The organism is Defluviimonas sp. SAOS-178_SWC, assembly GCF_039830135.1.
Taxonomy (GTDB): Bacteria; Pseudomonadota; Alphaproteobacteria; order Rhodobacterales; family Rhodobacteraceae; genus Albidovulum.
Genome location: NZ_CP156081.1, coordinates 1,497,677 through 1,523,199 on the forward strand (window position 1 = coordinate 1,497,677; position 25,523 = coordinate 1,523,199).

Genomic DNA, 25,523 nt, shown 5'->3' on the forward strand with positions numbered 1-25,523 from the left:
GCCCCGGGGCGCTGCCCCGGACCCCGGAGTATTTCGGAACAGAAGAAGGTCAGAGGTATTTGCCGGCTTCCTTGCGTGCGAAGGGTTTGAGGCGCGCGCCGTGGGTTTCGAGGAAGGCGCGGGTCCGCTCGGGGTCGTGTTTCGAAAGGTCGCGCAGCCACCAGGCGATGGCCTTCTGGATGAACCAGTTTCGATCGTCCGCGTAGCCGGCGGCCCAGCCGAGCACCCGGTCGCGAATGGCGAGGTCCTGGGGCGTCGGGTGGTTCTGCTTGGTCCAAGGCAGCGTGATGACGAGCGCGGCGCGGCGGACCCACATGTCGGGCGAGGTGGTCCAGCCCTCGACCTCGTCGAGGCGCGACGGATCGGCGACAAGACGGCGTCCGCCCGCGTCGCAGGCATGGTCGGCAATCGCCCAGCCGTCGAAATCCGGCACCCAGGAGGCGATGAGCGCCCAGACCCCTTCATCGTCGCGGATCCGCGCCTGGGTCAGGAGCTTGGCGGCGGCGATGCGGGCCTCGTGAATGTCGGTCTGCCAGAGCGTATCGGCGAGGGCGACGCGGCCCGGCACGTCGAGCCCCGCGCGCCATGTCTTCGCGAGGTCGGTGATCTCGGGGACCGACACGCCTAGATAGACGCGGGGCGCCTTGTGATAGGCGACAGCACCCGCCGCCCGTTCCGGATCGGCCTTGGCGCGGATCTCGTCGAGGGCCGCCTCCGGCGTCATTCGACCGTCACGGACTTGGCGAGGTTGCGCGGCTGGTCGACATCCGTCCCCTTCGCCACGGCCGCGTGATAGGCGAGAAGTTGCGCCGGCAGCGCGTAGAGGATCGGTGCGAGGAGGACCGGGATGTCGGGCATCGTCAGCACCGACCAGGTGCCTTCGCCGGCCTCCTTCGCGCCCTGTCCGTCGGTGACGAGCAGGACCTTGCCATGCCGCGCCATCACCTCCTGCATGTTCGAGACGGTCTTGTCGAACAGCCCGTCGCGGGGGGCGAAGACGACGACCGGGACGGTCTTGTCGATCAGCGCGATGGGGCCGTGCTTCAGTTCTCCGGACGCATAACCTTCGGCGTGTATATAGCTGATTTCCTTGAGTTTAAGAGCGCCTTCAAGGGCGAGAGGGAACATAGCGCCGCGACCGAGGAAGAGCACGTCCTGCGCCTCGGCCAGGGACGCGGCCATCCTGGCAATGCCCGGTTCCCGCGAGAGGGTCTGGTTCATCAGGCCCGGCAGGGTCGCGAAAGCGGCGAGATGCCCGGCGAGGGCCGCGTCGTCGATCCGGCCGCGGTCACGGCCGGCCTTCAGCGCGAGGAGGAGGAGGACGGCGAGCTGGCAGGTGAAGGCCTTGGTTGAGGCGACCCCGACCTCGACCCCGGCGAGGATCGGCAGCGACACGTCGCTTTCGCGCGCGATGGACGAGGTGGGCACGTTCACCACCGAGACGACCTTTTCCACCTTGTCGGCGGCATAGCGCAGGGCGGCGAGCGTATCGGCCGTCTCGCCGGACTGGCTGACGAAGATCGCATAGGACTTCGCCGGCATCGGCGGTTCGCGGTAGCGGAACTCGCTGGCGATATCGACCTCGCAGGGCAGGCCGGCGAGGCTTTCGAACCAGTATTTCGCGGTCAGGCCGGCGTAGTAAGCGGTGCCACAGGCCACGATCGTCACCCGGTCGAGGAGCGAGAAGTCCAGGCCTTCGGGAAGGTTGATCGTACCGCCGGTTGTGTAATGCTTGATTGCGTCCGCAAGGACGACCGGCTGTTCGGCGATCTCCTTGGCCATGAAATGCTTGTAGCCGGCCTTCTCGATCCGGGTCTGGTCAAGCTGGATGCGCGCGACCTCCCGGTTGGCACGGCGGCCTTCAAGATCGTGGATCTCCGCGCCCTCGCGGGTGACGAAGGCATAGTCGCCCTCTTCGAGATAGGTGATCCGGTCGGTCATCGGGGCGAGGGCAATGGCGTCGGAGCCCACGAACATCTCGCCGTCACCATGACCGATGGCGAGGGGCGAGCCCTTGCGGGCGGCGATCATCAGGTCCTCCTCGCCGTCGAAGAGGAAGAGGAGCGCGAAGGCGCCTTCGAGGCGGCGGAGCGTGGCCACGGCCGCCTCGCGCGGCGCCATGCCCCGGTCCATGAAGTGGCGGGTCAGCATCACGACGGTTTCGGTGTCGGTCTCGGTCTCGCAGGACATGCCTGCGGCGGTCATCTCGGCGCGGAGGTCGCGGAAGTTCTCGATGATGCCGTTATGGACGACCGCGACCGGACCGGAGCGGTGGGGATGGGCGTTCACCACCGTGGCGGCGCCGTGTGTGGCCCAGCGGGTATGGCCGATCCCGACCTTGCCGGGCAGGGGATCGTGCACAAGAAGGTCGGAGAGGTTGACGAGCTTGCCGACTGCCCTGCGGCGGTCGAGCCGGCCGTTGTTCACGGTCGCGATCCCGGCGGAATCGTAGCCGCGATATTCCAGCCGCTTCAGGGCTTCCACGAGGATGGGGGCCACTTCATGGTGCCCGAGCACCCCGACAATACCGCACATTATTCTGCCTCTTTCTGCCGTTTTGCCTTCGAAGAATTTAACTTTTCGAACAATTTCTTCGCGAGCCCCGGCTTCACGACCTGCTGCGCACGGCCGAGCGCCACGGCGTCGTCGGGCACGTCCTCGGTGATCACCGAGCCCGATCCGGTGAGGGCGCCGGCGCCGATCTTGACCGGGGCCACCAGCATCGTGTCGGAACCGATGAAGGCCCGCGCGCCGATCTCGGTGCGGTGCTTCATCACGCCGTCGTAGTTGCAGGTCACGGTGCCGGCGCCGATATTGGTGTGCTCGCCGACATGGGCGTCGCCGAGATAGGTGAGGTGGCCGACCTTCACGCCCTCGTCGAGAATGGCGTTCTTGATCTCGACGAAATTGCCGACATGGACGTCTTCGGCCAGTTCGGCGCCGGGGCGGAGCCGGGCGAAGGGGCCGACGCGGGCGCCGCGCGAGATGTGGCAGCCTTCGAGATGGCAGAAGGCGAGGATCTCGGCTTCGGATTCGACGGTGACGCCGGGGCCGAAGACGACGTTCGGCGCGATCACGGTATCGCGGCCGATCACGGTGTCGAGGGCGAAGAACACCGTCTCGGGCGCGGTGAGGGTGACGCCGTTCTCCTGCGCCTCGGCGCGGGCACGGGTTTGGAAGATCACCTCGGCGGCGGCAAGGCTGGCGCGGGTGTCGATGCCGAGCGTCTCTTCCTCCGGGCAGGTCTCGGCGGCGGTGGACAGCCCGCGTGCACGGGCAATGGCGACGATGCCGGTAAGGTAGTATTCGCCCGCGGCGTTGTCGTTCGTCAGCCCCGCGACGAGGTCGGAGAGGATACCGGCGTCGCAGGCAACGACGCCGCTGTTGATCAGCGTGATCTCGCGTTCGGCCGGCGTCGCGTCCTTGAACTCGACGATGCGCGTCAGTTCGCCGTTTTCGACGACAAGCCTGCCGTAGCGCTGCGGCCGGTCGTGATTATGAAAGCCGAGCACCGTGACATCGGCGGTCGATGCCGCGAGTTTCTCCAGCGTCTCGGCCCGGATGAAGGGCGTGTCGCCGAACAGCACGACGACCCGGCCGTCAAAGCCCGCGAGCAGCGGCAGCGCCTGTGCCACGGCGTGGCCGGTGCCAAGCTGTTCGTCCTGCACGACGATCTCGGCGGTCTCGTCATAGGCGAGCGCGGCCTTGCGCACCCGGTCGCCGCCGTGACCGACGACGACGATCGTCCGCTCCGGCTCCAGGGCCGCGCCCGCGCGCATGGCGTGGTGCAGAAGCGGCGCCGCTCCAAGCGGGTGCAGGACCTTGGGGAGGTCGGAATTCATCCGCGTCCCCTGTCCGGCGGCGAGAATGATGAGCGCTGTGGCCATGAATGTGCTTTCCTTCGGGTCCGGCCCGTTTTAACCAAGGCCCCGGACGCCGCAAGGGGGCGGGGATCAAAGTTCCTTTCGGCAGGTTACAGGGGCTCGGCCGCATGCGCACGGTAATCTTCGATCTCGACGGAACGCTGGCCGACACCTCGGCCGACCTGATCGCCGCCGCGAATGCCTGTTTCCGGGGGCTCGGCACCGGCGACCTTCTCGATCCGGTTGGTGACGCGCTGACGGCGTTTCATGGCGGTCGGGCGATGCTTCGGCTCGGTCTTTCGCGGCTTGGCGGCGGTTCCGAGGACGATGTTGACCGGGAGTATCCGAAGTTCCTCGCGATCTACGAGACCGGCATCGACCGTGAGACGCGGCTTTATCCCGGTGCCGTCGACGCGGTGCGCGCCTTGCGTGGGGCGGGTTTCGCCACCGGCATCTGCACCAACAAACCCGAGCGGCTGGCCGAGATCCTGATGACCCGGCTCGGGGTGCGCGACCTTTTCGGATCGCTCGTCGGCGCCGACACGCTGCCGGTCCGAAAGCCCGATCCCGCGCCCTATCGCCTGTCGGTGGAACGCGCTGGCGGGTCGGTGGCGCGCTCCATGCTCATCGGCGATACCGAGACCGACCGCAAGACGGCAGCCGCTGCCGGGGTTCCGGTCGCGCTGGTCACCTTTGGCCCCGAAGGGCAGGGTGTCGCGCGGCTCTCGCCGGAGGCGCTCCTCGACCGTTTCGACGCCTTGCCGGCGCTCGCGGCGGAGTTGCTGGACACCTCGGCATGAGCGAGCGGTTCACCGGCAGTTTCACCCAGCAGGAACCCATCCCCGAGGCCGGGATCGAGGCCGCGTTGCGGGTGCTGCGCCACGGCCGGCTGCATCGCTACAACACAACGCCCGGAGAGGCGGCCGAGGCGGCGCTCTTCGAAGAGGAATTCGCGGAGTTCACCGGGGCGAAATACTGCCTTGCCGTCGCCTCGGGCGGCTATGCGCTCGGCTGCGTGCTCAGGGCGCTCTGCATCGGGCCCGGCGACCGCGTCCTGACCAATGCCTTCACCCTGGCGCCGGTGCCGGGCGCCATCGCCGCCGTCGGAGCGGTGCCGGTCTTCGTCGAGACGACGGAGGGGCTGACCATCGACATCGACGACCTCGCCGGGAAGGCGGCGGGGGCGAAGGCGCTCCTCCTCAGCCACATGCGCGGGCATATCTGCGACATGGACCGGCTCATGGCGGTCTGCGACGCGGCCGGTCTGAAGGTGGTCGAGGACTGCGCCCATACGATGGGGGCGGCGTGGAATGGCGTGCCCTCGGGGCGGCACGGCATCGCGGGATGCTACTCGACGCAGACCTACAAGCACATGAATTCCGGCGAGGGCGGGCTGATCGTGTCGGACGACGCCGACCTGATGGCGCGGGCGACGATCCTCTCGGGCAGCTACATGCTTTACGACCGCCACCGCGCGGCGCCCCCGGCCGAGGCGTTCGAGCGGGTGAAATACGTCACCCCCAACGTCTCCGGACGGATGGACAACCTCCGCGCCGCGATCCTGCGCCCGCAACTCGCCGACCTGCCACGGCAATGCGCGCGCTGGAACGCGCTCTACCGCGTGCTGGAGGCGGGCCTCGCCGGCACGCCCGGCCTGCGGCTCATCGCGCGGCCGGTGGCGGAGGCGTATGTCGCCTCCTCGTTCCAGTTCCTGCTGCCGGACTGGCCCGCCGGAAAGGTCCGCGCGCTCCTGTCGCGCGCCGCGGCCCGCGGCGTGGAACTCAAATGGTTCGGCGCCGACGAGCCCACGGGTTTCACCTCGCGCCACGATTCCTGGCGCTACGCGCCGTCCCAGAACCTGCCGCAGACCGACCGCGTTCTTGCCGGACTGATCGACATGCGCCTGCCGCTGACCTTCAGCGAAGCGGATATAGCGCTTATCGCGCGCATCCTGCGCGAGGAGGTCTCAGCCGTGTTCCAGAGCGATGCCGAAGCCGCCGACATCCCGGCGGCGGACTGACCCCTTCTTCTGTTCGAAAATACTCCGGGGTGAACCCCGGATGTAGTCCGGGGGAGGGGGCAGCGCCCCCTTACTTCGCGGCGTCGTAAAGCGGCACGGTCGAGAGCGACATCTTCCCCGATCCCTGCGTCAGTTCCGACGCATGGGCGAGGTAGATCAGCGTGTTGTTCTTCGCATCGAAGATCCGCGTCACCCGAAGCGACTTGAAGACGAGCGAGGTGCCTTCGGAAAAGATCGTCTCGCCATCCTTGCCCCGGTCGATGGCCCCGATCGTGATCGGTCCGGTCTGGCGGCAGTCGAGCGCGGAATAGGACGGATCCTCGAACCAGTTGCCCTGGCTGAGGCGGTCGATCACCGAGCGGTCGAAATAGGCGATGTGGCAGGTCACGCCGTCCACCTTCGGGTCCGGGATCGCCTCGACATAGATGTCGTTGCCGACCCAGTCGACGCCGACCTTGCCGACGACCTCGGCGAGGGCAGGAAGGGCCGTGACGGTCGCGAGGGCGGCGAGGGAGAGGCGGGCGCGCATCGAATTCTCCTGTATCGGGGCAAGGTGGACGATGACACAACGCCCCGGCCGCTCCAAGGTTGCCGTGCCGGTCACATCTTGACCCGACTCACGCTTCGATCTATGAATTGAACATGCGTTCATTTCCTGGGAGGGGAAGCCGATGTTCACCGCGTCCATGAAGTTCCATCTCGGCGACGAGATCGACGCCCTGCGCGACATGGTCCATCGCTGGGCGCAGGACCGGGTGAAGCCGATGGCGGCGGAGGTCGACCGCAGCAACACCTTCCCCGCCGAACTCTGGAAAGAGATGGGCGATCTCGGCCTTCTCGGCATCACCGTGCCGGAAGAATATGGCGGGGCCGGGATGAGCTATCTCGCTCATGTCATCGCGATCGAGGAGATCGCCCGCGCCTCCGCCTCCGTCAGCCTCTCCTACGGCGCGCATTCGAACCTCTGCGTCAACCAGATCAAGCTCAACGGCACGGACGAGCAGAAGCGGAAATACCTGCCCGGCCTGATCTCCGGCGCGAATGTCGGCGCGCTCGCCATGTCCGAGGCCGGGGCGGGGTCGGACGTCGTCTCGATGAAGCTGAAGGCGGAGAAGCGGAACGGCTATTACGTCCTGAACGGCACCAAGTTCTGGATCACCAACGGGCCGGACGCCGATACGCTGGTGGTCTATGCCAAGACCGACCCCGAGGCCGGATCGAAGGGCATCACCGCCTTCATCGTCGAGAAGACCTTCAAGGGTTTCTCCACCTCCAAGCATTTCGACAAGCTTGGCATGCGCGGGTCAAACACGGCCGAGCTGATCTTCGAGGATGTCGAGGTGCCGTTCGAAAACGTGCTGGGACAGGAGGGGAAGGGCGTCCGCGTCCTGATGTCCGGGCTCGATTACGAACGGGTCGTGCTGTCCGGCATCGGCACCGGCATCATGGCCGCCTGCATGGATGAGGTGATGCCCTATCTCGCGCAGCGAAAGCAGTTCGGCCAGCCGATCGGGAATTTCCAGCTCATGCAGGGCAAGATCGCGGATATGTATACCAAGATGAACTCCGCCCGCGCCTATGTCTATGAGGTCGCGCGGTCCTGCGACCGGGGTGAAGTCACCCGCCAGGACGCGGCGGCCTGCGTGCTTTATGCCTCCGAAGAGGCGATGGCGGTCGCGCATCAGGCGGTGCAGGCGATGGGCGGGATGGGTTTCATGAACGAAACCCCGGTTTCGCGCATCTTCCGCGACGCCAAGCTGATGGAGATCGGCGCGGGCACGAGCGAGATCCGCCGCATGCTGATCGGGCGGGAACTGATGGGGGCGATGGGGTGAAGTGGTCCCAAGAACCGGGCGGAGAGCAAAAGACCGGAAACGTTGCCGGGCCTGCACCGTTCGCGTGCCTCGGTTCGGCTCTTTGCGCTGGATTGGGTACGACTTTCGGAGCGGCGGCTGAAACGCAGGCACCGGTTGATCGCTCAATTGTTCAGAGTTGTTACGAGCATGTTCTTGCCGGTCAGGACAACGGTTCTTGTGTCGGAGACGCTGCGGAGGCTTGCGAGGTTACGCCGCCACACAGTGCTTCAACTCTGGACATTGCGCAATGTCGAACGGCGGAAGCAGAGATTTGGGAAAGCCTGCTTAACATCATCGTGGAACAGAAGATGCGTGAGTATGATGTGAGCGACAGTGCAGCTACTTTGCCCGGATGGCTTCCGACAAGGAATGCCATCGTCGCGGAGCAAGACGCGTGGAAAGCCTATCGGGATGCGCGTTGCAATCTAATCTATGTCGTCAATCAGGGCGGTTCGGTGAAGAGTATCGCGAAGGCAGAGTGCCTTTTGCAGATGAACGCCGCGCATGTTTTCGAGTTTCTTGATGCGACGTGGCAGTTTGGCGGAACTGAAGACATGAAAGGACCGCCCGGCCTCCAAATACGCAGCTTTCCAAGTCAGTTCGGGTGTGAATAGTGCCGAAACCCTGCTCACCTACCGCGACTGGACGCGGTTTTCAGATATGGCGGTACCGCCGGGCAGCGCCCGACCCGCCCTCCGGAGCGGGCGCTTCTCGCCCACCCCGCGGGCCGGGCGCCGCCCTCCGCGCAATGCAACCCTGTTTCGGGAGCTAACCATGCGCCTGACCTCAACCGTCCTCCCCACCTCCGAGACCTTCCGCGCCAACCGCGCGGGGCATGAGGCGATGCTTGCCACCATCGCCGGGGCCGCCCGTGCTGCCGCCGCCGGGGGCGGCGAGAAATCCCTCGCCCGCCACGTCGCGCGCGGCAAGATGCCCCCACGCGAGCGGGTGGCGAACCTCCTCGACGCCGGCTCCCCTTTCCTCGAAATCGGGGCGACAGCGGCGCATGGCATGTATGGCGGCGATGCCCCCGCCGCCGGCGTCATCGCGGGGATCGGCCGGGTCCACGGGCAGGAGGTGATGGTCGTCGCCAATGACGCCACCGTGAAGGGCGGCACCTATTATCCGATGACGGTGAAGAAGCATCTCCGCGCGCAGGAGATCGCCGAAGAGAACCATTTGCCCTGCGTCTACCTCGTCGATTCCGGTGGCGCGAACCTGCCCAACCAGGACGAGGTCTTCCCCGACCGCGATCATTTCGGCCGCATCTTCTACAACCAGGCGCGGATGAGCGCGAAGGGCATCCCCCAGATCGCCGTGGTCATGGGATCGTGCACGGCGGGTGGTGCCTATGTGCCCGCGATGTCGGACGTCTCGATCATCGTGAAGGAACAGGGGACGATCTTCCTCGCCGGCCCGCCCCTGGTGAAGGCGGCGACCGGGGAGGTCGTCAGCGCCGAGGATCTCGGCGGCGGCGACGTGCATACGCGGCTTTCGGGCGTCGCCGACTACCTCGCCGAGGATGACGGCCACGCCCTGGCGCTGGCCCGCCGCGCGGTGTCGCATCTGAACCGGGCGAAGCCCGCGACCGTGCAATGGCAAAGCCCCGAGGATCCCGCCTACGACCCCGAGGAGATCCTCGGCGTCGTTCCCGCCGACCTCCGTACGCCCTACGACATCCGCGAGGTCATCGCGCGGATCGTCGACGGCTCCCGCTTCGACGAGTTCAAGCCGCGCTTCGGCGAGACGCTGGTGACGGGCTTCGCCCATGTCGCGGGCTGCCCGGTCGGGATCGTCGCCAACAACGGGGTCCTTTTCTCGGAAAGCGCCGTGAAGGGCGCGCATTTCGTCGAGCTGTGCAGCCAGCGCAACATCCCGCTGGTCTTCCTTCAGAACATCACCGGCTTCATGGTCGGCCGGAAATACGAGAACGAGGGTATCGCGCGCCACGGCGCCAAGATGGTGACGGCCGTCGCCTCGACCAATGTGCCGAAGATCACCATGCTGGTCGGCGGGAGCTTTGGCGCCGGGAATTACGGTATGGCGGGCCGCGCCTATTCCCCCCGCTTTCTCTGGACCTGGCCCAACAGCCGCATCTCGGTGATGGGCGGCGAACAGGCGGCCGGCGTCCTCGCCACCGTCAAGCGCGATGGCATCGAGCGGGCAGGGGGCACATGGAGCCCCGAGGAGGAGGCGGAGTTCAAGCGCCCCACGATCGAGATGTTCGAGGAGCAGTCGCACCCCCTTTATGCCTCCGCGCGGCTTTGGGACGACGGGATCATCGACCCCCGGAAGACGCGGCAGGTTCTGGCGCTCAGCCTCTCGGCGGCGCTCAATGCCCCCATCGAACCCACGCGCTTCGGCGTCTTCCGGATGTGAGGCGATGGCGCGGCGGAAAAACAATGTGATCCCGATGAGCCGCGACTACCGGCGGCCACAGCGATGGAGCATGGGTCTGTCTCCGCGCCGGCCGAAGCGGCGGCTGCGGCTTGCCGATCCCGGAACCTATCTCGGCGCCGTCATCGTCGTGGCGGCTGCAGGGCTCATCGTCCTGCCGACGGTGGCAGATGCCTTTCTTGCCGTCGCGCGGCCGGGCGCCGGGGTGGACGGGGGATGCCGCATCTATCGGGTCGTGGACGGCGATACGGTGCGGATGTGGTGCCCGGGGCGCGGCGAAACGGCCGCCCGTCTCACCGGTTTCGATACGCCGGAGCTATTCTCGCCGGCGTGCCCGTCGGAACTCGCGGCCTTCGTCGACGGCGAGCCGTTGGCGCGGCGAATGATCGCCGCCGGCCATGCGCGCCCCTATGCGGGTGGCGAGCGGACGGGGTGGTGCTGATCGTGCAGCTGGAGCGGGCATGAAGCTGACGCGTGACAGTCTGGCCAGGCTGGAGGAAGGCCGCGGCATCATCTTCTTTCCCAAGCCGGGAAACGTCGATCTGCGGGTGTCCGACGATACGGGCTTTGAGGCGCGCAGCCAGCACCATCCCGCCGGGCTCATGCCGCTCGGCGCGTTCAGCTACGCGCAGAGCTACGATCCGCTGATCGAGCGGGTCGGGCGCTACTGCTCCATCGGCACGGGGCTCCGTGTGATGGGGGACGGGCATCCGACGAACTGGGTGTCGAGCAGCCCGGTCTTCTACCGGCTGCGCCGCATGCGCCGGTGGTCGGGGACGGCCAGCCGGCCGGACCTTCCGGACTACCGGTCGGCACCCGAGCCGGTGGCGATCGGCAACGACGTCTGGATCGGCGACGATGTGCTGCTGAAGGGCGGGATCACGGTCGCGGACGGCGCGATCATCGCGGCACGGTCGGTCGTGACCCGGGACGTGCCGCCCTATACGATTGTCGGCGGCGTTCCGGCCCGCGTCATCCGGCCGCGATTTTCGCCGGACCTCGCGCGCGCACTTCTGGGTCTTGCGTGGTGGCGCTACCCGGCCTGGCAACTCGCCGAGCTCGATATCTCCGCGCCGGAGGACTTCGTCGCGCAGTTCGCAGCCGCATCGGAAGGATGGGATGTCCTGCCCGAAGAGCGGTTGACCATTAAGGAACATGTAGATGCGCTGGGATAGGCAATTGGGTCTCTTGACCATGTCCATGAGGAGAGAGGTCGAATGTTCTCTAAAATCCTGATCGCCAACCGGGGCGAGATCGCCTGCCGGGTCATCGACACCTGCCGCAGGCTCGGCGTCGGTACGGTGGCCGTCTATTCCGATGCGGACGCCACCGCCCGCCACGTGGCGATGGCGGATGAGGCCGTGCATATCGGCGGGCCGGCCCCGAAGGAGAGCTACCTGCGCGGCGACGCGATCATCGCCGCCGCACGGGCGACTGGCGCCGAGGCAATCCATCCCGGCTACGGATTCCTTTCCGAGAACCCCGATTTCGTCGACGCGGTCGCGGCGGCGGGCCTCGTCTTCATAGGGCCGTCCGCGAAGGCGATCCGCGCGATGGGCCTGAAGGACGCCGCGAAGGCGCTGATGGAGGAGGCGGGCGTGCCGGTCGTGCCGGGCTATCACGGCGAGAACCAGGACCCCGAGCACCTCGCCGGCGCGGCCGAGGCGATCGGCTACCCGGTCCTGATCAAGGCGGTGGCGGGCGGCGGCGGCAAGGGGATGCGTCTGGTTGAACGGCCGGGCGACTTCGCCGAGAAGCTGGAGAGCGCGCAGGGCGAGGCGCGGACCGCCTTCGGCAATCCCGCCGTCCTCATCGAGAAGTTCGTCGAGAAACCCCGTCATATCGAGGTGCAGGTCTTCGGCGACGGCAAGCGTGCGGTCCACCTTTATGAACGCGACTGCTCGCTCCAGCGCCGCCACCAGAAGGTGATCGAGGAGGCGCCCGCGCCCGGCATGACAGAAGAGATGCGGGCCGCGATGGGGCAGGCGGCGGTGCGCGCGGCCGAGGCGATCGGCTATAGCGGTGCGGGCACGGTCGAATTCATCGTCGACGCCTCCGACGGTCTCCGCGCCGACCGCTTCTGGTTCATGGAGATGAACACCCGGCTTCAGGTCGAACATCCGGTGACCGAGGCGGTGACGGGGATCGACCTCGTCGAATGGCAGTTGCGCGTGGCCTCCGGCGAACCGCTCACCTCGCGGCAGGAGGATCTGCGCCTGACGGGCCACGCCTTCGAGGCGCGGCTATATGCCGAGGACGTGCCGGCGGGCTTCCTGCCGGCCACCGGCACACTGACACATCTGCATTTCCCCGAAGGCGCGCGCGCCGATACCGGGGTGCGCCCCGGCGACACGATCAGCCCCTGGTACGACCCGATGATCGCCAAGATCATCGTTCACGGGGCGACCCGCGCCATCGCGTTGTCGAAACTGCGCGCGGCGCTTGAGGATACCGAGGTCGCGGGTTCGGTCACCAACCTTTCGTTCCTCGGCGCGCTCGCCCGCCATGCGGGCTTCGCGGCGGGCGATGTCGACACCGGCCTCATCGCCCGTGACCTCGACGCGCTGACGGCGGCCGCCGCGCCCGATCTCGCGGTCCGGGCGCTCGCCGCGCTGGGCGCTGCAGGGCTCGCCGGTGGCGGAGAGGCGCTTTCGGGCTTCGCGATCTGGGCACCGCTGAAACGGACGGTGACGCTGGAGGGTGTCGAGGCGTTTCTCGAAATGCTCGGCGCCGGACATGCACGGGTGACGATCGGCGACGAGGTCGCCGAGTGCCGCCTGCGCGGCGACATGTGGTGGGTGAACGGCCGGCCCGCGGGCGCGCGGATCGTCCTCACGCCGGGCAGGGTCAGCATCTTCGGGCCGGGCGCCTATCACTTCGACCTTGTCGATCCGCTCGACCGGCAGAGCGATGCCGCCGGCGGCGGGCTCACGCTGTCGCCGATGCCCGGTCTGGTGAAGGCGGTCTTCGTCACGGCAGGGCAGGCGGTGGCGGCGGGCGACCGGCTTGCCATCCTCGAGGCGATGAAGATGGAACATACGCTGACCGCCGCGCGGGATGGCACCGTCGCCGAGGTGCTGGTTTCGGCCGGGTCCCAGGTCGAGGCGGGCGCGGCGCTGGTGCGGCTTGAGGAGGACGAATGATCCGCCTGCATCACTGCCACCAGACCCGGTCCATGCGGTCGCTCTGGCTCTTGCATGAGCTTGGGGTGAAATTCGACACCGTCGTGCATCCCTTCGACAAGTCCCTCCGCTCGCTCGACTATCTCGCCGTGAATCCGGCAGGACGGGTGCCGGCGCTGGAGATCGACGACCGGGTGATATGGGAAAGCGGGGCGATCACGGAATATCTCTGCGAACGCTTCCCCGAGAAGGGCATGGGCCGCATGCCCGGCGATCCCGAGCGCGCCGACTGGCTCATCTGGGTGCATTTCGCCGAGACGATCAGCCAGCATACGGCCGCGCTGACCCAGCAGCATATCGCGCTTTACGACGACGCGATGCGCAGCCCGACGGTGATGCGGATCGAGGCGAAGCGGCTGGAGAAATGCTACGGTGCCCTCGAACAGCGTCTGACGGGGCGGGAGCACCTTCTCGACACCGGCTTTTCGGCTGCCGATATCGGCGTGGCGCAGGCGCTTTACATGGCGCGGCGCTTCGCGAAGGTGGCGCCTTTCGCGGCCCTCGGCCGGTGGTACGACCGGGTGACCGACCGCCCCGCCTTCCGCAAGTCGCTGCCGCCAAAAGGCGCCGACCTTCTATACAAGCGGGACTTCTACGAGGCCTGGGATGGTTGAGTTTGTCGAGATCGTCGAGATGGGCCCGCGCGACGGGTTGCAGAACGAAAAGCGCGTCATTCCGACGTCGGAGAAGATCGCGCTGGTCGATCTTCTGTCCCGCGCCGGGTTTCGCCGCATCGAGGTGGCGAGTTTCGTGAGCCCGAAATGGGTGCCGCAAATGGCCGACAGCGCCGAAGTGCTGGCCGGCATCGTCCGCGCGCCGGGCGTCCGCTATGCGGCGCTGACGCCGAACATGAAGGGCTACGAGGGGGCGAAGGCCGCAAGGGCCGACGAGGTCGCGATCTTCGCCTCGGCCTCGGAGGGGTTCTCCAAGGCCAATCTCAACTGCACTATCGCCGAGAGCCTGGAGCGCTTCCGCCCGGTGGCGGAGGCCGCGATGGCCGATGGCCTCCCGCTCCGGGGTTATGTCTCGGTCGTGACCGACTGCCCCTATGACGGACGCATCGCCCCGGCGGCGGTGGCGCGGGTTGCGGCCGCGTTGCGCGACATGGGCTGCTATGAAGTGAGCCTGGGCGACACGATCGGGCAGGGCCGGCCCGAGACGGTGGACGCGATGCTGGCGGCCGTGCTGGACGAACTGCCCGCAGACCGGCTCGCCGGGCATTTCCACGATACGGCGGCGCGGGCGCTGGTGAATATCGACGCCTCGCTCGCGCGGGGGCTGCGCGTCTTCGACGCCGCGGTCGGGGGGCTCGGCGGCTGCCCCTATGCGCCGGGGGCGGCGGGGAACGTCGCGACCGAGGCGGTCGCGGCGCATCTTGCGGCGCGCGGGTTCGCGACCGGACTGGACAGAGCGGTTCTGGACGAAGCGGCGGCGCTGGCGCGGGCAATGCGCGCGGGCGCAGCCTGAAAGGGAGAAAGCATGTACGAGACGATTTCTGTCACGGCGGACGAACGGGGGGTGGCGCAGCTGGTGCTCAACCGGCCGGAAAAGCACAACGCGCTCTCCTCGGCGATGATCGCGGAACTGACCTCGGCCGCCACCCGGCTTGGCCGCGACCCGGCGGTGCGGGTGATCGTGCTGACTGGGGAGGGGGCGAGCTTCTGCGCCGGCGGCGATCTCGGCTGGATGAAGGAGCAGATGGCGGCCGACGGGGCGACGAGGGCAGGGGAGGCGACGAAGCTCGCCATGATGCTGAATGCGCTCAACACCTGCCCGAAGCCGGTGATCGGGCGCGTTCAGGGCAACGCCTTTGGCGGCGGCGTCGGCATGGCCTCGGTCTGCGACGTGGCCATTGGTGCCGCGACCGCCAAATTCGGCCTGACCGAAACGAAACTGGGCCTCATCCCCGCGACGATCGGACCCTACGTCCTTGCCCGCATGGGCGAGGCGATGGCGCGGCGGGTCTTCATGTCGGCGCGGATCTTTGGCGCGGAGGAGGCGGTGACGCTCGGTCTTCTGGCGCGCGCCGTCTCACCGGACGACCTTGACGCGGCCGTCGAGGCCGAGGTCGCACCCTATCTTTCCTGCGCGCCGGGTGCGGTCGCCGCCGCCAAGGCGCTCGCCCGCCGCCTCGGCCCGCCCATCGACGAGGCGGTCATCGCCGAGACGATCCAGGCGCTGGTGCGCTGCTGGGAAGGACCGGAGGCGGGCGAGGGCATCGCCGCTTTCTTCGAAAAACGCGCGCCCGCCTGGAAAGGCTGAGACCCGAGTCGCCGCAGCGCGGCGATGCCCGCGCACCCGTTGCCGCTAACCGTCCGCAAATTCGCGATTCCGCCGGTTTTTCGGGCGTCTTTCCGCGCCGCCTTGAGTTGACCCCGTCAGGGTGGGGGAGTAAACGGGCGAGAGCCAATCACGTGCGGCCCGACCGGGGCGCCAGACGTAGGAGCCAGCCCTTGGACATTCTCTTGCGCGAATATCTCCCCATCCTGATCTTCCTCGGAATGGCGGTGGCCCTCGGCCTCGTGCTGATCCTCGCCGCGGCGATCATCGCGGTGCGCAACCCCGATCCCGAGAAGGTCTCGGCCTACGAATGCGGCTTCAACGCCTTCGACGACGCGCGGATGAAGTTCGACGTGCGCTTCTACCTCGTCTCGATCCTCTTCATCATCTTCGACCTGGAAGTGGCCTTCCTCTTCCCCTGGGCGGTGGCCTTCAAGGATATCTCCACCGTCGGGTTCTGGTCGATGATGGTGTTCCTCGGGGTGCTGACGGCAGGTTTCGCGTATGAGTGGAAGAAGGGGGCGATGGAATGGGCGTGATGACGGGTGCCAACACCGCCGGCGCGGACCGCGAGGTCGCGACCCAGGCGCTGAACCGGGAATTGCAGGACAAGGGCTTCCTGCTGACCACGACCGAGGACATCATCAACTGGGCGCGCAACGGCTCCTTGCACTGGATGACCTTCGGTCTTGCCTGCTGCGCGGTCGAGATGATGCATTCCTCGATGCCGCGTTATGATCTCGAACGTTTCGGGACGGCCCCCCGCGCCTCTCCGCGCCAGTCCGACCTGATGATCGTCGCGGGTACGCTGACCAACAAGATGGCGCCGGCGCTCCGCAAGGTCTACGACCAGATGCCCGAGCCGCGCTACGTGATCTCGATGGGGTCCTGCGCGAATGGCGGCGGCTACTATCACTACAGCTATTCCGTCGTGCGCGGCTGCGACCGGATCGTGCCGGTCGACATCTACGTCCCGGGCTGCCCGCCGACCGCCGAGGCGCTGCTTTACGGCATCCTGCAGCTGCAGCGGAAGATCCGCCGCACCGGCACGCTCGTCCGCTGAGGAGAAAGACATGTCCGAAGCCCTAGAGGAACTGGCCGCCCATATCGAACTGAAGCGGCCCGCCGAGGTTCTGGCGACCGAAATCGCCTGTGGCGAGTTGAACGTCACCGTCACCTCCGGCGGTCTGCCGGACTTCGTCGAATTCCTGCGCGTCGACCGCACCTGCCGGTTCTCGACCCTCGTCGACATCACCGCAGTCGATTATCCGGAGCGTCCGGCCCGCTTCGACGTCGTCTACCACTTCCTGTCGATGTACCAGAACGTCCGCATCCGGGTGAAGGTCGCGGTGCGCGAAGAGGAGATGGTGCCCTCGATCGTGGATATCCACCCCTCGGCCAACTGGTTCGAGCGGGAGGTCTTCGACATGTTCGGCATTCTCTTTTCCGGCCATCCGGACCTGCGCCGGATCCTCACCGATTACGGGTTCCGCGGGCATCCGCTGCGCAAGGACTTCCCGACCACCGGCTACACCGAAGTGCGCTTCGACGAGGCGCTGAAGCGCGTCGTCTACGAGCCGGTGAAGCTCGTCCAGGACTACCGGCAGTTCGATTTCATGTCGCCCTGGGAAGGGGCGCAGTACATCCTGCCCGGCGATGAAAAGCAGGAGGCGAAGTGATGGACGGGTCCAAGGGCTTCGAGGACGCGCTGACCGGCGAACAGAGCATCCGCAACTTCAACATCAACTTCGGCCCGCAACATCCTGCGGCACATGGCGTTCTTCGCCTCGTGCTTGAGCTTGACGGCGAGGTGGTGGAACGGTGCGACCCGCATATCGGGCTTCTGCATCGCGGCACCGAGAAGCTGATGGAAAGCCGCACCTATCTGCAGAACCTGCCGTATTTCGACCGGCTCGACTACGTGGCGCCGATGAACCAGGAGCATGCCTGGTGCCTCGCCATCGAGAAGCTGACCGGAACCGTCGTGCCGCGCCGCGCCTCGCTGATCCGGGTGCTTTATTCCGAGATCGGCCGCATCCTGAACCACCTTCTCAACGTCACCACGCAGGCGATGGACGTCGGCGCGCTGACCCCGCCGCTCTGGGGGTTCGAGGAGCGTGAAAAGCTCATGGTCTTCTATGAGAGGGCCTGCGGCGCGCGGCTCCACGCCGCCTATTTCCGCCCCGGCGGCGTGCACCAGGATCTGCCCGACGACCTTCTGAACGACATCGAGGAATGGGCGCATGAATTCCCGAAGGTCATCGACGACCTTGACGGACTCCTGACCGAAAACCGCATCTTCAAGCAGCGCAACGCCGATATCGGCGTCGTGACCGAGGAGGACGCGCTGCGCTGGGGCTATTCCGGCGTCATGGTGCGCGGCTCCGGCATGGCTTGGGATCTGCGCCGCGCGCAGCCCTACGAATGCTACGACGAGTTCGACTTCAAGGTCCCGGTCGGCAAGAACGGCGACTGCTACGACCGCTATCTCTGCCGCATGGAAGAGATGCGGCAATCGACCTCGATCATCCATCAGGCCATCGCCAAGCTGCGTGCGCCTGACGGCAAGGGCGACATCCTGGCGCGCGGCAAGATCACGCCGCCGTCGCGGCGCGACATGAAGACCTCGATGGAAGCGCTGATCCATCACTTCAAGCTCTATACCGAGGGCTTCCGCGTGCCCGCGGGCGAGGTCTATGCCGCCGTCGAGGCGCCAAAGGGCGAGTTCGGCGTCTATCTCGTCGCCGACGGCACCAACAAACCCTACCGCGCGAAGCTCCGTGCGCCGGGCTACCTGCATCTGCAGAGCATCGACTGGATGGCAAAGGGCCATCTTCTCGCCGACGTCGCCGCGATCATCGGCACGATGGATATCGTGTTCGGGGAGGTGGACCGGTGATCCCGCTTCGCTCCGTGCCGGCCAGCCTTTTGGTCCTCGTTCCCGTCGCCGCGCTGGCACAGCCGAAGAACCACCTGGCCGAACCGCTGGCCCAGATATTCATCGCAAACGGGTGCGAGATGGCCGAACAGGCCGCCGCCGATGCCTTGGTCGCCGATGGCTGGTTCGCAAGCGACTTTCAGGTACAGGCCGTGGCGCTCGGCAATGACGGCTATCTCGTGGCGACGCCCGGCGGGCGTCTGAAACTCGTCAATTGGGGATCTTGCAAGTAATGCTCCGCCGCCTTCATCCCGAACAACCCGCCGCCTTCGAATTCACGCCCGCGAACCTCGCCTGGGCGCAGGGGCAGATCTCGAAATACCCCGAGGGCCGTCAGGCCAGCGCCGTGATCCCGCTTCTCTGGCGCGCGCAGGAGCAGGAGGGCTGGCTTTCCCGCCCGGCGATCGAACATATCGCCGACATGCTCGGCATGGCGCATATAAGGGCGCTGGAGGTTGCGACCTTCTACTTCATGTTCCAGTTGCAACCCGTTGGTTCCCTTGCCCATATCCAGATCTGCGGCACCACGTCCTGCATGATCTGCGGCTCGGGAGAGCTGATCGCGGTCTGCAAGGAAAAGATCGCCGCCCAGCCGCACACGCTCTCGGCCGATGGCAAGTTCTCGTGGGAAGAGGTCGAATGCCTCGGCTCCTGCGCGAACGCGCCGATGGCGCAGATCGGCAAGGATTACTATGAGGATCTGACGGCGGAGAGCCTCGCGCGGCTTCTCGACGATCTCGCCGCCGGCAAGGTTCCGGTGCCGGGGCCGCAGAACGGGCGCTATTCGTCGGAGCCCGCGAAGGGTCTCACCAGCCTCAAGGAGTTCGAGAGCGGCCGGACGAAGTACAACGCCTCGGTCCAGCGCGCGGTGGATATCGGCGACACGGTCAAGCGGATCGACGGCACCGAAGTGCCGCTTCTGACCCCGTGGCTGGGCAAGGCCGCCCCGGCGACGCCGGCGAAGGGCCGGGCAACCGAACCGAAACCCGCCAAGGGCAAGGCCGCCGACGCGACGGGCGTGACGGTGCAGGAGGCGCGGGCCGTCTCGAAGGCGAAGCCAGCGGCGGCGGAGCCCGCGCCGGCCGCCCCCGCGAAGCCGAAGAAGCCGCGCGCGCTGAAGGCGCCTCGGAAGGCTGGGGCGGACGATCTGAAGATGATCAAAGGGGTCGGGCCGAAGCTCGAAGCGCTCCTTCACAGCCTCGGCTTTTACCATTTCGATCAGGTCGCCGGCTGGACTCCGGCCGAACTGGCTTGGGTCGATGACAATATCGAAGGGTTCAAGGGCCGCGCGAGCCGCGACGGCTGGATCGAACAGGCCAAGCTCCTCGCCGGCGGCGGTGAGACGGAATTTTCCAATCGTGTGAAGAAAGGCGACGTGTACTGAGAACGGGTAACGGGGAGTAAGAGGAATGTCCGAGACGTCACAGGCGGATTGCCGTCGAAATTCCTGGCTGGTCGCGCTGGCGGGCGGGGCGCTTGTCGCCCTGATGCTCCTGTTCGTCGCGCACTACGGATTTCTGAAGGCGCTGGTCATCGGGCTGATCTTTTTCGTGGCGCTCGGCGCTTTCCTCGTCTGGGCGTTCTGTTCGCGGAGCGACGTGGCGGCACATCAGGCGGTGCCCGCGCCGCAGCCCGCCGAACCCGCGCCGCGTCCCGCGGCCCCGGCGGCGAGCGCGGCCCCGGTCGCCGTTGCGCGCGCGCCCGAACCGGTTGCCGAACCGGCCCCGGAACCCGCAAAGGCCACCTCCGCCGTCGTGGAGGCCGCGGCCAAGCCGCGCGCGGCGAAGGCGGCGGCAAAGCCCGCGAAACCGGCGGCCAGGAAAGCCGCCGCGAAGGCACCTGCCGCCGAGAAAGCCGCCACCGCAATGGGCCTCGACGCGGCGCTGGCGAAATCGAAGGACGATCCGAAGCCGGGCGAGCCCGAGATGCTCTCGGCCCCGCGCGGCGGAAAGGCCGACGATCTGAAGATGATCAAGGGCGTCGGTCCGAAGCTGGAGGCGCTTCTGAACGAGGTCGGCGTCTGGCATTTCGACCAGATCGCCTCGTGGAAGGCGAAGGACATCGCCTTCGTCGACGAGAAGATGGTCGGGTTCCACGGCCGCATCACCCGCGACGAATGGGTGAAGCAGGCCAAGGTGCTCGCCAAGGGCGAAAAGACGGAGTTCTCGGCGCGCGTCGCCAAAGGGGACGTGTACTGAGGCGTGAATGACAAGGCCCGGGCCGGAAGACAGAAGCCTCGCGCGCGAGGCGCGGATGGTGGCGGTGGTGATCGCCGCGACGATGCTCCTGTGGCTCGGGGCGCAATGGCTGGGTGGGAAGGAAGGCTGGGATCCCCGGTATGTCTTCCTCTTCGACCTTGCCGCACTGGCCGCGTTCTTCTGGGCGCTGGTCGTAACCTGGCGGATCTGGCGGCGAGGGCAGCGCCAGGGGAAATGAGGACCAAGGAATGCTGAAAGATCAGGACCGGATCTTTACCAACCTCTACGGGATGCACGACCGTTCGCTCGCCGGCGCGAAGAAGCGCGGGCAGTGGGACGGGACGGCGGGTATCCTGGCGAACGGGCGCGACTGGATCATCGACCAGGTGAAAGCCTCCGGCCTGCGCGGACGCGGGGGCGCGGGCTTCCCGACCGGGCTCAAATGGTCGTTCATGCCGAAGCAGTCGGACGGGCGGCCCGCCTATCTCGTCGTCAATGCCGACGAATCCGAACCCGCGACCTGCAAGGACCGCGAGATCATGCGCCACGATCCGCACACGCTGATCGAGGGCTGCCTGATCGCGTCCTTCGCGATGGGCGCGAATGCCTGCTACATCTACATCCGCGGCGAATATATCCGCGAGCGCGAGGCGCTTCAGGCGGCGATCGACGAGGCCTATGACGCGGGTCTGATCGGCAAGAATGCCTGCAAGTCGGGCTTCGATTTCGACCTCTACCTCCATCACGGCGCCGGCGCCTATATCTGCGGCGAGGAGACGGCGCTTCTGGAAAGCCTGGAGGGCAAGAAGGGCATGCCGCGCATGAAGCCGCCGTTTCCGGCGGGCGCGGGGCTTTACGGCTGCCCGACCACGGTCAATAACGTGGAGTCGATCGCCGTGGTCCCGGCGATCCTGCGCCGTGGCGCGGACTGGTACGCAAGCTTCGGGCGGCCCAACAATACCGGCGTCAAGCTCTTCGCGATGTCGGGCCATGTGAACACGCCCTGCGTGATCGAGGAATCGATGTCGATCTCGATGAAGGAGCTGATCGAGAAGCATGGCGGCGGCGTGCGCGGCGGCTGGAAGAACCTCAAGGCGGTGATCCCCGGCGGGGCCTCCTGCCCGATCCTGCCGGCCGAGCTCTGCGAAGACGCGATCATGGACTATGACGGGATGCGCGAGCTGAAAAGCTCGTTCGGCACCGCCTGCATGATCGTTATGGATCAGTCGACGGACGTGATCGCGGCGATCTGGCGGCTGTCGAAATTCTTCAAGCACGAAAGCTGCGGCCAGTGCACGCCCTGCCGCGAAGGCACCGGCTGGATGATGCGGGTGATGGAGAGGCTGGTGCGCGGCGACGCGGAGGTCGAGGAGATCGACATGCTCTTCGACGTGACCAAGCAGGTCGAGGGCCACACGATCTGCGCCCTCGGCGACGCCGCCGCCTGGCCGATCCAGGGCCTCATCCGCCACTACCGCGAAGAGATCGAGGACCGGATCAAGGCGAAGAAGACCGGCCGCACGGGCGCGATGGCGGCGGAGTAAGCGATGGCTTCTGGCGACCGCACTTACCAATTCGTTGATGGTCGATGGCTGCTGACACTCCATCGTCGGGACGAGCTTTCCTTCGCAAAGTTCGTTGTTATCGGGCTTGGGGTCACGGTCGTTGGGTTGGTTTTCGGATCACTTTCAACGCCAGTAGCAGATCGACTCCAAGCCTTTCTTGGCGAGCGTACTTGGGCACCACTCATCCTAAGCGTTGCGCTTTTCGGGATGCTCGCGGGATTGCATCGTCTGATCCTGAGTTACCTGCCCGACCACGTTGAAGTGAGAAATCCGGGTGGCAGTGTTGTTCAAAGTACCAAAACCCGGCCGGTGCTGTGGAAAGTATTCGGTGCGATCTATGTGCTGGTAGTCTCGCTCGCTTTATTCGGGGCGGGGTTCATGGAGCGTGCACATGGATAGACCTAGTCAAGACCTCGCCGAACTGAACATCGACCGCCCGATAACCTCCACGGAGGTTGCGCGCGTGACAGAAAAGGAATGCGCGTTTCGTTTTCGCGGATGCGGCAAAGAGGCGGCGGCATGACGATCCTCTCCTTCCTCGGCCCGGTCATCGCCTCGATCCTCTACGTCATCGTCTTCCAGAAGGCGGGGTTCCGGGGGGCGGTGATGTTCGTCTGCGCGGCGCCGGTTCTCGGCGCGGTCCTGACGCGGATCCTCGTCGCCTCGATCGTCATGGGCGGCGGGCCGATGGCCGGGGTGTTCCTGATCTCGGCGGCGCTCTCGCTCGCGCCGCTTCTCGTTCTGGCCTTCATGGCCTGGCCGCCGGTGGAAACGCCCGGCCTAAATGTTCCCACGGAGAATAACTGATGTCCAACCTCCGCACGATCATCATCGACGGTATCGAGGTCGAGGTCGATCCGAACCTCACCCTCATCCAGGCCTGCGAACAGGCGGGGGTGGAAATTCCGCGCTTCTGTTACCATGAGCGGCTCTCCATCGCCGGCAACTGCCGCATGTGCCTCGTCGAGGTCGTGGGCGGCCCGCCGAAGCCCGCCGCCTCCTGCGCGATGCAGGTGAAAGACCTCCGGCCCGGCCCGAATGGTGAGCCGTCGGTGATCAAGACCAATTCGCCGATGGTGAAGAAGGCCCGCGAAGGGGTGATGGAGTTCCTCCTGATCAACCATCCGCTCGACTGCCCGATCTGCGATCAGGGCGGCGAATGCGATCTGCAAGACCAGGCAATGGCTTACGGAGTGGACTTCAGCCGTTTCCGGGAGCCGAAGCGCGCATCGGAAGATCTCGATCTCGGGCCGCTTGTCGCCACGACGATGACCCGCTGCATTTCCTGCACCCGCTGCGTGCGCTTCACGACCGAGGTGGCCGGGATTACACAGATGGGCCAGACGGGACGGGGCGAGGATTCGGAGATCACCTCCTACCTCAACACCACGCTCGATTCGAACCTTCAGGGCAACATCATCGACCTCTGCCCGGTCGGCGCGCTCACCTCGAAGCCCTACGCCTTCACCGCGCGGCCGTGGGAACTGACCAAGACCGAGACCATCGACGTGATGGATGCTTTGGGGTCGAACATCCGCGTCGACACCAAGGGGCGCGAGGTCATGCGAATCCTGCCGCGCAACCATGACGGCGTGAACGAGGAGTGGATCAGCGACAAGACGCGCTTCGTCTGGGACGGGCTGCGGCGTCAGCGGCTCGACACGCCCTATATCCGCGAGGGCGGGAAGCTCCGCAAGGCGACGTGGGGCGAGGCGCTGGCCGCTGCCGCGAAGGCGATGAAGGGCAGGAAGGTCGCCGGTCTCGTCGGCGATCTGGCGCCGGTCGAGGCCGCCTTCAGCCTCAAGCAGATGATCGAGGGGCTGGGCGGGTCGGTCGAGTGCCGCACCGATGGCGCGCGGCTTCCGGCCGGGAACCGCTCGGCCTATGCCGGCACCGCGCGGATCGAGGATATCGACAGCGCCAAGGCGATCTTCCTGATCGGCACCAATCCGCGCGTCGAGGCGCCGGTCCTGAACGCCCGCATCCGCAAGGCCTGGTCCGGTGGCGCCAAGGTCGCGCTGATCGGCGAGGCTGTCGATCTGACCTATGACTACAGCCATATCGGCACCGGCCGCGACGCGCTCGTCAAGCTCGCCGCGATGGATCATTCCGACAAGGCCGGCGTTCCCGGCGTCGTCATCGTCGGGCAGGGCGCGCTGCGCGAGGCGGACGGCGAGGCGGTGCTGAGCCAGGTCATGAAGGCGGCGGCGGCCGCCGGGGCGAAGCTTCTGGTTCTGCACACCGCCGCCGCGCGGGTCGGCGCGATGGATGTCGGCGCGGTCACCGAGGGCGGTCTTCCGGCGGCGCTGGAGGGCGCGGAAGTCGTCTACAACCTCGGCGCCGACGAGGTGGAGATCGCACCGGGCGCATTCGTGATCTACCAGGGAAGCCACGGCGACCGCGGGGCGCACCGCGCCGACGTCATCCTTCCCGGGGCGGCCTACACCGAAGAGAACGGCCTGTTCGTCAATACCGAGGGCCGGCCGCAGCTTGCCCTGCGCGCCGGTTTCGCCCCGGGCGAGGCGAAAGAGAACTGGGCGATCCTCCGGGCGCTTTCGGCAGAGCTTGGCGCGACGCTGCCCTGGGACACGCTGGCCGCTCTGCGGCAGGCGCTGGTCCAGGCGCATCCGCATCTCTCCCGGATCGACGAGGTCGCGGAGAACGAATGGCAGGCGCTGCCGGTCAAGGCGCCCGCCAAGGCCGATTTCGTCGGCGCGGTTTCGGATTTCTACCTGACCAACCCGATCGCGCGGGCCTCGCAGGTCATGGCCGAGCTTTCGGCGATGGCGAAGGCGCGGGGCAAAGAAGCGATGGCGGCGGAGTGATCATGGTGCGGACACTGCCAGCGCTGGTCCTGACGGGCGGTCTTCTGACCGCGCTGACGGCCTGTGCCGGTGTGTCCGAGGCGCCGGTCTATGGCGGCGCCGATCCGGTGGGCATGGGCGGCGATCTTTACGGTTTTCTCGTGACCATGAAGGGCGCGCGGGACGAGGCCGGGATCGAAGCCTATGTGACCTGCGTCGTCGCTGGCTACACACTGGAAAAGAACGCCGGATTCGCCCGGCGGGTCACGACGAATGTGAAGGAAGAGGGTGGCGTTTGGATCGCGGATGCTGTTTACAGCATCTCGCCGACGCTGCCACGCGGCGTGAAGACGATCGACGCGGAAGTGACAGTTTCAGACTGCGCCGAACGCGGCATACCGACGGTCTAAGAAGGACGGG

General features: G+C 66.7%; 28 protein-coding genes. 24 read left to right on the forward strand and 4 right to left on the reverse strand.

All coding sequences use genetic code 11. The features are described from left to right. Positions 1-49 precede the first annotated feature (49 nt). Genes V5734_RS08110 through glmU form a run of 3 tightly spaced genes read right to left on the reverse strand, consistent with a single transcriptional unit; the run spans position 50 to position 3,887 of the window. The gene (locus V5734_RS08110) at positions 50-724 is read right to left on the reverse strand and encodes a DNA alkylation repair protein (RefSeq protein ID WP_347312998.1); all 675 of its coding nucleotides are present in this window, start codon (positions 722-724) and stop codon (positions 50-52) included. Beyond that, complete coding sequence (glmS, locus tag V5734_RS08115; protein ID WP_347312999.1) at positions 721-2,535, reverse strand: glutamine--fructose-6-phosphate transaminase (isomerizing); 1,815 nt, start codon at positions 2,533-2,535, stop codon at positions 721-723. The genes V5734_RS08110 and glmS overlap by 4 nt, the downstream gene beginning before the upstream one ends. Continuing rightward, positions 2,535-3,887, reverse strand: coding sequence for a bifunctional UDP-N-acetylglucosamine diphosphorylase/glucosamine-1-phosphate N-acetyltransferase GlmU (gene glmU, locus V5734_RS08120; RefSeq protein ID WP_347313000.1), 1,353 nt, complete (start codon positions 3,885-3,887; stop codon positions 2,535-2,537). The genes glmS and glmU overlap by 1 nt, the downstream gene beginning before the upstream one ends. Positions 3,888-3,991: 104 nt before the next feature. Here glmU and V5734_RS08125 point away from each other — a divergent pair, with 104 nt between their 5' ends. Next, positions 3,992-4,663, forward strand: coding sequence for an HAD-IA family hydrolase (locus tag V5734_RS08125; protein WP_347313001.1), 672 nt, complete (start codon positions 3,992-3,994; stop codon positions 4,661-4,663). After that, positions 4,660-5,883 (forward strand): DegT/DnrJ/EryC1/StrS family aminotransferase, encoded by a 1,224-nt coding sequence (locus V5734_RS08130; protein ID WP_347313002.1) that lies wholly within the window; start codon positions 4,660-4,662, stop codon positions 5,881-5,883. Before V5734_RS08125 ends, V5734_RS08130 begins: the two co-directional genes overlap by 4 nt. Before the next feature lie 70 nt (positions 5,884-5,953). Here the strand turns inward: V5734_RS08130 and V5734_RS08135 are convergent, their stop codons facing one another. Then, a complete protein-coding gene (locus V5734_RS08135; protein ID WP_347313003.1) occupies positions 5,954-6,412 on the reverse strand; it encodes a CreA family protein in 459 nt (152 codons plus the stop codon). A gap of 142 nt (positions 6,413-6,554) precedes the next feature. Between V5734_RS08135 and V5734_RS08140 the strand changes: the two genes are divergently transcribed. The 22 genes from V5734_RS08140 to V5734_RS08245 all read left to right on the forward strand — a co-directional run bounded on the left by V5734_RS08140 (position 6,555) and on the right by V5734_RS08245 (position 25,513). Further along, positions 6,555-7,718 carry an isovaleryl-CoA dehydrogenase gene (locus tag V5734_RS08140; RefSeq protein ID WP_347313004.1) on the forward strand — a complete coding sequence of 388 codons (1,164 nt, stop codon included), beginning with the start codon at positions 6,555-6,557 and terminating at the stop codon, positions 7,716-7,718. Beyond that, complete coding sequence (locus tag V5734_RS08145) at positions 7,715-8,353, forward strand: lysozyme inhibitor LprI family protein (RefSeq protein ID WP_347313005.1); 639 nt, start codon at positions 7,715-7,717, stop codon at positions 8,351-8,353. Before V5734_RS08140 ends, V5734_RS08145 begins: the two co-directional genes overlap by 4 nt. 160 nt (positions 8,354-8,513) lie before the next feature. Next, positions 8,514-10,118, forward strand: a complete 1,605-nt coding sequence (locus V5734_RS08150) for a carboxyl transferase domain-containing protein (protein ID WP_347313006.1) — start codon at positions 8,514-8,516, stop codon at positions 10,116-10,118. 4 nt (positions 10,119-10,122) lie between these two features. Continuing rightward, complete coding sequence (locus V5734_RS08155; RefSeq protein WP_347313007.1) at positions 10,123-10,578, forward strand: thermonuclease family protein; 456 nt, start codon at positions 10,123-10,125, stop codon at positions 10,576-10,578. Between the two features lie 19 nt (positions 10,579-10,597). Next, positions 10,598-11,311: a CatB-related O-acetyltransferase gene (locus tag V5734_RS08160; protein ID WP_347313008.1), complete on the forward strand. Its 714-nt coding sequence runs from the start codon at positions 10,598-10,600 to the stop codon at positions 11,309-11,311. Between the two features lie 42 nt (positions 11,312-11,353). Further along, positions 11,354-13,279, forward strand: coding sequence for an acetyl/propionyl/methylcrotonyl-CoA carboxylase subunit alpha (locus tag V5734_RS08165; RefSeq protein WP_347313009.1), 1,926 nt, complete (start codon positions 11,354-11,356; stop codon positions 13,277-13,279). After that, on the forward strand, positions 13,276-13,932 hold the full coding sequence (locus tag V5734_RS08170; RefSeq protein ID WP_347313010.1) for a glutathione S-transferase family protein: 657 nt from the start codon (positions 13,276-13,278) through the stop codon (positions 13,930-13,932). The genes V5734_RS08165 and V5734_RS08170 overlap by 4 nt, the downstream gene beginning before the upstream one ends. Further along, entirely contained in the window at positions 13,925-14,785 is an 861-nt protein-coding gene (locus tag V5734_RS08175) for a hydroxymethylglutaryl-CoA lyase (RefSeq protein ID WP_347313011.1), read from the forward strand. Before V5734_RS08170 ends, V5734_RS08175 begins: the two co-directional genes overlap by 8 nt. A 12-nt stretch (positions 14,786-14,797) precedes the next feature. Then, a complete protein-coding gene (locus V5734_RS08180) occupies positions 14,798-15,580 on the forward strand; it encodes a crotonase/enoyl-CoA hydratase family protein (RefSeq protein WP_347313012.1) in 783 nt (260 codons plus the stop codon). A gap of 191 nt (positions 15,581-15,771) precedes the next feature. Continuing rightward, the gene (locus tag V5734_RS08185) at positions 15,772-16,137 is read left to right on the forward strand and encodes an NADH-quinone oxidoreductase subunit A (RefSeq protein ID WP_347313013.1); all 366 of its coding nucleotides are present in this window, start codon (positions 15,772-15,774) and stop codon (positions 16,135-16,137) included. Beyond that, the gene (locus tag V5734_RS08190; RefSeq protein ID WP_347313014.1) at positions 16,128-16,661 is read left to right on the forward strand and encodes a NuoB/complex I 20 kDa subunit family protein; all 534 of its coding nucleotides are present in this window, start codon (positions 16,128-16,130) and stop codon (positions 16,659-16,661) included. The genes V5734_RS08185 and V5734_RS08190 overlap by 10 nt, the downstream gene beginning before the upstream one ends. Before the next feature lie 10 nt (positions 16,662-16,671). Further along, the gene (locus V5734_RS08195) at positions 16,672-17,277 is read left to right on the forward strand and encodes an NADH-quinone oxidoreductase subunit C (protein ID WP_347313015.1); all 606 of its coding nucleotides are present in this window, start codon (positions 16,672-16,674) and stop codon (positions 17,275-17,277) included. Then, a complete protein-coding gene (locus V5734_RS08200) occupies positions 17,277-18,497 on the forward strand; it encodes an NADH-quinone oxidoreductase subunit D (RefSeq protein ID WP_347313016.1) in 1,221 nt (406 codons plus the stop codon). Before V5734_RS08195 ends, V5734_RS08200 begins: the two co-directional genes overlap by 1 nt. Beyond that, positions 18,494-18,769 (forward strand): hypothetical protein, encoded by a 276-nt coding sequence (locus tag V5734_RS08205; protein ID WP_347313017.1) that lies wholly within the window; start codon positions 18,494-18,496, stop codon positions 18,767-18,769. The genes V5734_RS08200 and V5734_RS08205 overlap by 4 nt, the downstream gene beginning before the upstream one ends. Beyond that, complete coding sequence (locus V5734_RS08210) at positions 18,769-19,920, forward strand: NADH-quinone oxidoreductase subunit E (protein WP_347313018.1); 1,152 nt, start codon at positions 18,769-18,771, stop codon at positions 19,918-19,920. The genes V5734_RS08205 and V5734_RS08210 overlap by 1 nt, the downstream gene beginning before the upstream one ends. A gap of 25 nt (positions 19,921-19,945) precedes the next feature. After that, the gene (locus V5734_RS08215; protein ID WP_347313019.1) at positions 19,946-20,734 is read left to right on the forward strand and encodes an endonuclease; all 789 of its coding nucleotides are present in this window, start codon (positions 19,946-19,948) and stop codon (positions 20,732-20,734) included. A 7-nt stretch (positions 20,735-20,741) separates the two neighbouring features. Continuing rightward, complete coding sequence (locus tag V5734_RS08220) at positions 20,742-20,972, forward strand: DUF5337 domain-containing protein (protein ID WP_347313020.1); 231 nt, start codon at positions 20,742-20,744, stop codon at positions 20,970-20,972. A 10-nt stretch (positions 20,973-20,982) separates the two neighbouring features. Next, positions 20,983-22,278 (forward strand): NADH-quinone oxidoreductase subunit NuoF, encoded by a 1,296-nt coding sequence (gene nuoF, locus V5734_RS08225; protein WP_347313021.1) that lies wholly within the window; start codon positions 20,983-20,985, stop codon positions 22,276-22,278. A gap of 3 nt (positions 22,279-22,281) precedes the next feature. Next, entirely contained in the window at positions 22,282-22,698 is a 417-nt protein-coding gene (locus tag V5734_RS08230) for a hypothetical protein (RefSeq protein ID WP_347313022.1), read from the forward strand. A gap of 120 nt (positions 22,699-22,818) precedes the next feature. Continuing rightward, on the forward strand, positions 22,819-23,106 hold the full coding sequence (locus tag V5734_RS08235; RefSeq protein ID WP_347313023.1) for a hypothetical protein: 288 nt from the start codon (positions 22,819-22,821) through the stop codon (positions 23,104-23,106). Beyond that, entirely contained in the window at positions 23,106-25,124 is a 2,019-nt protein-coding gene (gene nuoG / locus V5734_RS08240; protein ID WP_347313024.1) for an NADH-quinone oxidoreductase subunit NuoG, read from the forward strand. Before V5734_RS08235 ends, nuoG begins: the two co-directional genes overlap by 1 nt. A gap of 2 nt (positions 25,125-25,126) precedes the next feature. Next, positions 25,127-25,513, forward strand: a complete 387-nt coding sequence (locus tag V5734_RS08245; protein WP_347313025.1) for a hypothetical protein — start codon at positions 25,127-25,129, stop codon at positions 25,511-25,513. Positions 25,514-25,523: the final 10 nt, after the last annotated feature.